Origin of the sequence: Citrobacter sp. Igbk 16 (assembly GCF_028069755.1) — a bacterium.
GTDB lineage: Bacteria > Pseudomonadota > Gammaproteobacteria > Enterobacterales > Enterobacteriaceae > Citrobacter.
This window is the reverse complement of the sequence record NZ_JANEWJ010000059.1, coordinates 1-6080: the sequence shown is the minus strand read 5'-3', so window position 1 is coordinate 6080 and position 6080 is coordinate 1. Positions and strand designations below refer to the sequence as shown.

At 50.0% G+C, this 6080-nt stretch carries 6 protein-coding genes; all 6 read right to left on the bottom strand.

Annotation, left to right across the window (positions count from 1 at the left end; all coding sequences use genetic code 11):
- Positions 1 to 113: 113 nt before the first annotated feature.
- Positions 114 to 617 (bottom strand): chemotaxis protein CheW, encoded by a 504-nt coding sequence (gene cheW, locus NNO03_RS22235; RefSeq protein WP_003839146.1) that lies wholly within the window; start codon positions 615 to 617, stop codon positions 114 to 116.
- 21 nt (positions 618 to 638) lie between these two features.
- A complete protein-coding gene (gene cheA, locus NNO03_RS22230; protein ID WP_271442787.1) occupies positions 639 to 2690 on the bottom strand; it encodes a chemotaxis protein CheA in 2052 nt (683 codons plus the stop codon).
- Between the two features lie 4 nt (positions 2691 to 2694).
- The gene (gene motB, locus NNO03_RS22225; RefSeq protein ID WP_271442788.1) at positions 2695 to 3624 is read right to left on the bottom strand and encodes a flagellar motor protein MotB; all 930 of its coding nucleotides are present in this window, start codon (positions 3622 to 3624) and stop codon (positions 2695 to 2697) included.
- Positions 3621 to 4508, bottom strand: a complete 888-nt coding sequence (gene motA, locus NNO03_RS22220) for a flagellar motor stator protein MotA (RefSeq protein WP_005127691.1) — start codon at positions 4506 to 4508, stop codon at positions 3621 to 3623. The genes motB and motA overlap by 4 nt, the downstream gene beginning before the upstream one ends.
- A gap of 124 nt (positions 4509 to 4632) precedes the next feature.
- Entirely contained in the window at positions 4633 to 5211 is a 579-nt protein-coding gene (flhC, locus tag NNO03_RS22215) for a flagellar transcriptional regulator FlhC (protein ID WP_005127694.1), read from the bottom strand.
- A 2-nt stretch (positions 5212 to 5213) separates the two neighbouring features.
- Positions 5214 to 5555 (bottom strand): flagellar transcriptional regulator FlhD, encoded by a 342-nt coding sequence (gene flhD / locus NNO03_RS22210; protein WP_040232414.1) that lies wholly within the window; start codon positions 5553 to 5555, stop codon positions 5214 to 5216.
- Positions 5556 to 6080: the final 525 nt, after the last annotated feature.

The following is a 6080-nucleotide window of genomic DNA, read 5'->3' as shown; positions in this document are numbered from 1 at the left end:
TTATTACTTAATTTCCCCACACCAAAAATTAAAAGCAAAACGCCCTCCATATTGCGGAGGGCGTTTAATAACTGCCAGCTAAATATTACAAAGAATGATAATATTGACTACTTTTATGCCATATGCGAAGCCGCGATATCCAATAGTGCCATTTCTTCGCTGTTCAGCAGTTTCTCAATATTCACCAGAATCAGCATCCGGTCACCCAACGCCCCCAGCCCGGTCAGATATTCCGTAGACAAGGTAACAGCAAATTCAGGCGCAGGACGGATTTGATCCGTCGTCAGCGACAGCACGTCGGATACACCATCAACAACGATTCCCACCACACGCTGACCCAGATTCAGGACAATCACGACGGTGTTTTCGTTGTAATCCACATCGCTCTGGCTGAACTTCACACGCAGATCAACGATCGGCACAATCACGCCGCGCAGGTTTGTCACACCTTTAATAAAGGCTGGCGTATTGGCAATACGCGTAACCTGATCGTAGCCGCGGATTTCCTGCACTTTCAGGATATCGATACCGTACTCTTCATCCCCTAACGTAAACACGAGGAATTCCTGACCTGACGGTTCGCCGGCCAGTTTAGTTACATTACTCATACCGGTCATATTCTTCCCTTTCTTACTCAATCAGGCGGCTGTGATTGCCACACGTTGTTCGCGGTTTAACCCCTGCAATGCAGAGACATCGACAATCAGCGCGACGCTACCGTCGCCGAGGATCGTTGCTGCGGAAATGCCTGGCACTTTGCGGTAGTTGCTTTCCAGGTTTTTTACCACTACCTGATGTTGACCAATTAACTGATCGACCAGCAACGCGTAGCGACGCCCTGCACTTTGTAAAATCACTACAATACCCTGAGTTGCTTCAGTTTTTGCACCTTCGACCTCAAAGACTTTCCACAACTCAACCAGCGGTAAATACTCACCACGCACTTCCAGAACACGCTCTCCCCCGGCCAGCGGATGGAGATCTTCTTCCCGAGGTTGCAGAGACTCCATTACCGCATTCAGCGGCAGGATAAACACTTCATCGGCTACACGAACAGACATACCATCAAGGATAGCCAGCGTCAGCGGCAACAAAATACGGATGGTTGTGCCCTGGCCCTGTTTCGACTGGATCTCAACGTGCCCGCCCATCTCCTGGATATTTCGCTTCACCACGTCCATACCGACACCACGCCCGGAAACATCCGTTACCTGCTCGGCGGTTGAGAATCCCGGGGCGAAGATCAGCATGCCAACTTCGTCATCGCTCATGTTTTCGTGGATTGGCATCCCCTGGGAAATCGCTTTCGCCAGGATACGTTCGCGGTTCAGACCCGCGCCATCATCGGTCACTTCGATACAAATATTCCCGCCCTGGTGTTCGGCAGAGAGTGTCAGATTACCAATCGGACTTTTCCCGGATTCGATGCGTTTTTCCGGCAATTCAATACCGTGATCGAGGCTATTACGCACCAGGTGCGTCAACGGATCGATAATACGTTCGATCAGACTCTTATCCAGTTCGGTGGAGCTACCGACCTGGGTCAGTTCAACCTGTTTACCCAATTTACCCGCCAGATCGCGCACCAGGCGCGGGAAGCGGCTAAAAACATATTCCATCGGCATCATACGAATCGACATCACCGATTCCTGCAGATCGCGGGCGTTACGTTGTAACTGCCCCATGCTGGTGATGAGATCGCCATGATTTACCGGATCCAGTTCGTTCGAACGCTGAGCCAGCATTGACTGTGTGATGACCAGTTCACCCACCAGGTTAATCAGTTGATCGACCTTCTCAACCGCCACGCGGATACTGGTCGATTCACTGGCCCGCGCAGGTTTCTCACGCTCTACTCGTCCATGCGGAGCTTCGTTGGCGGTCGCTTTGACCACCGGCGCAGGTGCTGGTGCAGCAACCGGCAGTGGCTGTGGTTCGACGACATCAGCAACAGCTGGCGTTTCTGCAGTAGTCGGCGCAGCAGTGATGGTTTCGAACTCGATCTGATCCGCTTCAATGACGAAGCAGAGCACAGCAATAATGTCATCTTCGGCGAGGTTACCGTCGATCGTAGCCGACAGCGTGTCAGCACCTTTGACCACATCGCTCAAGGTCGCCAGATTCCCCAGTTCCTCTTCCAGTAAATCGACTTCACTGGCTTTAAGGCGCGAGAGAATGATCCGCTTTTTGACCTCTTCAGCGGCAGGGGCGGCTTGTGCAACCACCTCGTCTTGTATCGCCGTGCTATCAACAACGCTCAATTTGGCGCTATTGACCACCGCGGGCGCGGTTTCACCTTTTGCTTCGAGCGCTAACTGTCGTAACGCATTACAAATGTACTCAAAGCTGGCGGCATCCGGCTCCTCTGAGTTTTTATAGGCGTCGAGCTGTTCCTGCATAATATCTTTCGTTTCCAAAAACAGGTTGATAATGTCGGCATTGAGCTGCATCTCGCCACGCCGCGCTTCATCCAGCAGGTTTTCCATCAGATGGGTCGTTTCCTGCAAAATGGTAAAGCCGAAAGTGCCCGCCCCGCCTTTAATCGAGTGCGCTGCACGAAAAATGGCATTCAGCTGTTCGGAGTCCGGGGCTTCAGGCACCAGATCCAGCAGGTGTTGCTCCATGTCAGCCAACAGTTCGTCAGCTTCATCAAAAAATGTCTGATAAAAATCGCTAATATCCATGCTCACGCTATCACCTCGGATTGGCTGGTGGCGATGTGGGAACGCTTGCCGGCGGCACCGCCGCGGGCTGTTGTAAGACACTTACCGGCTCATTCTGGCTTTCAGCGTTTTCATGCAAAATGGCCTCTTCGGCCTGCTTATTCAGAACCAGCAGGCTTATACGGCGGTTGATGGCGTCCTCGGGACCGCGATCGCTCAGACGCATCGTGGCGGCCATACCTACCACCCGTAATACTTTTCCATCATCCAGTCCACCGCTGACCAACTCGCGACGCGATGCATTGGCGCGATCGGCTGACAGTTCCCAGTTGCTATATCCCTTCTCACCGTTGGCATAGGGATAATCATCTGTATGACCAGAAAGACTGATACGGTTTGGGATCCCGTTCAGTACGGGCGCAATCGCCCGCAAAATATCACGCATGTAAGGTTCAACCTCTGCGCTTCCGGTTTTAAACATCGGGCGGTTCTGACTGTCGATAATCTGTATCCGCAGCCCTTCCTGGACTAAATCAATTTTCAGATGTGGGCGCAGTGCGCGTAGCTTAGGGTCGGATTCAATCAGCTGATCGAGATCGCCACGTAGCTTGCTCAGGCGGCTTTGCTCCATACGCTTTCTCAGGTCATCAATGTTGGGCTGCTTGTTTACTTCCCCCTGCTGCTGGGTGTAATCATCACCCCCACCGGGAATTGGGCTTTGGCTGTTCGAGATCCGATTTCCCCCCGTCACCGCAGTAGCCAGCGGTGTACGGAAATATTCGGCAATTTGAATCAGTTCTTTAGGGCTGGAGATGGAAATAAGCCACATCACCAGAAAGAAGGCCATCATCGCGGTCATAAAATCGGCGTAGGCAATTTTCCACGAACCATGCGCCCCACCACCGTGATTTTTATGTTTACGTCGCTTTACGACGATAATGGGATGGGCCTGATTTTTCATGCGTCCTCGGTCGTCTGCTGCGCTGCTGGATTTCTCACTGCACGAACATGCTCTTCCAGTTCGATAAACGAAGGACGCTCGCTGGAATACAACGTCTTACGACCAAACTCAACCGCAATCGGTGGCGCGTAGCCATTCAGATTGGAGAGCAGAGTGATCTTCACACACTGCATCATCTTGGTTGTTTCAGCGCTTTTCTGTCGCAGGACGCTGGCGAGTGGGGAAATAAATCCATAGGCCAGTAAAATACCGAGGAATGTCCCTACCATGGCATGTGCAATCAGAGCACCCAGTTCAGCCGCCGGACGATCGGCTGAAGCCAGCGCATGCACAACCCCCATCACCGCAGCCACGATCCCGAACGCTGGCAATGAGTCACCGACCATCGCAAGACTGTTAGCCGGAACTTCGGCCTCACTTTCATGCGTCTCAATCTCTTCGTCCATCAGCGCTTCAATTTCAAACGTATTCATGTTGCCGCTGATAATCAGACGCAGGTAATCGACAATAAAATCAAGCATCACTGCATCCGCAAGAATACGCGGATAGCTGGCGAAAATTTCACTCTCTTTTGGATTTTCGATATCGCGTTCAAGCGAGAACATGCCTTGCTGACGTGACTTAGCCATCAGGCGGTAGAGTAACGCCAGCAGGTCCATATACATGGCTTTGGTATATTTCGAACGCCGAAAAAGCAACGGGATCGCTTTCATCGTCCCTTTGATGGCTTTACCGTTGTTGCCAACAATGAATGCCCCGATACCTGCGCCACCGATGATCACCAGCTCAGCCGGTTGATAGAGTGCCCCAAGGTGTCCGCCGGTCATCATGTAACCGCCGAAAACTGTACCAATAACAACCAGGTAACCTAATAAGATAAGCACGACATCATCCTTTCGCAATTGACTATGACAGGATGCGCAGTCGGGCAGTTAACTCATGGTCAGGACAAAAAAAAGCAGCGGTAATCGCTTACCGCTGCTGGAGTGTTTATCCACACCGTATCAGTTAAACAGCCTGTTCGATCTGTTCATCCAGCAGTTGTGGAATAATATCGGCAGCATTCTGGGAAAGTTTACGTCTTTTTACGGCTCGCGATGGCGGCTGACATAAACTGCAGGCGAAGCTGCCTGCGGGTTGGTGCGCGTGGGTAATAAAATTTCCGCCGCAGCAGTTACAGGCGGACAATTCAAGCAAACCACTGTCAACAAAACGGACAAGGGTCCACGCACGAGTAAGCGCCAACAATGGCCCTTCTTCTGGCTGCGGGCACTGCTCAAGATATAACCGATACGCCTTAATCACAGCATCCACGCCGCTACACAAACCGGTTTTAAGCAGAAATTGCCATGCATTACAAAACATCGATGCATGAATATTTTGTTCCCACGTCATAAACCAGTCGGTGGAAAACGGAAGCATCCCTTTTGGCGGAGGACTACCGCGTAATTCTTTGTACAGCTTGATGAGTCGGCCACGGCTTAATTGCGTTTCGCTTTCCAGCATTTGCAAACGGGCGCCCAATGTGATTAATTCCATCGCTAACTGGATATCACGCGCTTCCTGAACAATGCTTTTTTCGCTCATCATCAAGCCCTTTTCTTACGCGCTGCGTCATCAATGTCGTTAAGCAGACGTGTTGAAAGCATGATACCGGTATGAATTTGCTGAAGATCGTCAACGCGGGAATCTTGCGTCAAACGCGTTACAGTCTGATGATCGTCGAAACGGAAATGGCATACCAGTTGATTGGTTTCAGCCAATTTGACCATTTGAGGAAGTGTTAATGTTGCCAATGTATCCGCCATCTCTTCGCTGATACCCAAGCGGAACATTGCAGATGCTTTGTCCTGAACGATCAAACGCTGTGCAAGCAATAAATACGACAAATTGATGTCATAAATGTGTTTCAGCAACTCGGATGTATGCATTATTTGCATCCATAATAACCAACATTATTTTCATGCGGCAGAACCGCACCCCGTGATGTCGCCGGGAAGGCCCGGTAAAAAAAAGCAAAAGGTCAAATACATAGCAACGTGATGGCGCTTACGCGTTGTCTAAACATTCCTTTCTTAGAATGCCGCGCCCCTTACAAGCTCACATCATTTCTTACAAATGTCTAAGATTTTTCCTAATTCGACGCAACTCTACCCGCCACCCGTTACACATACAACGTAGCCATGCTGCGAATTTAAAGAATATGTGACGCAGATCACATAATCAAGCTAAACACTTAACATAAATCCATCAGCCCAGCTTTTACTTTGGCTATTTTTTAAACCATCGTTATCTCATTCAATTCCAGCCATACGAATAATCTTGCAATAAAAGCGAATAGTATTCTGTTCACGCACGTTAATATCACGCACTGAAATAGCGAGCTGGATCACAGATTTAATATGAAATACCTTTTCAATTAAATCCTTAACAAACAACAACTTAAATATTAAGAC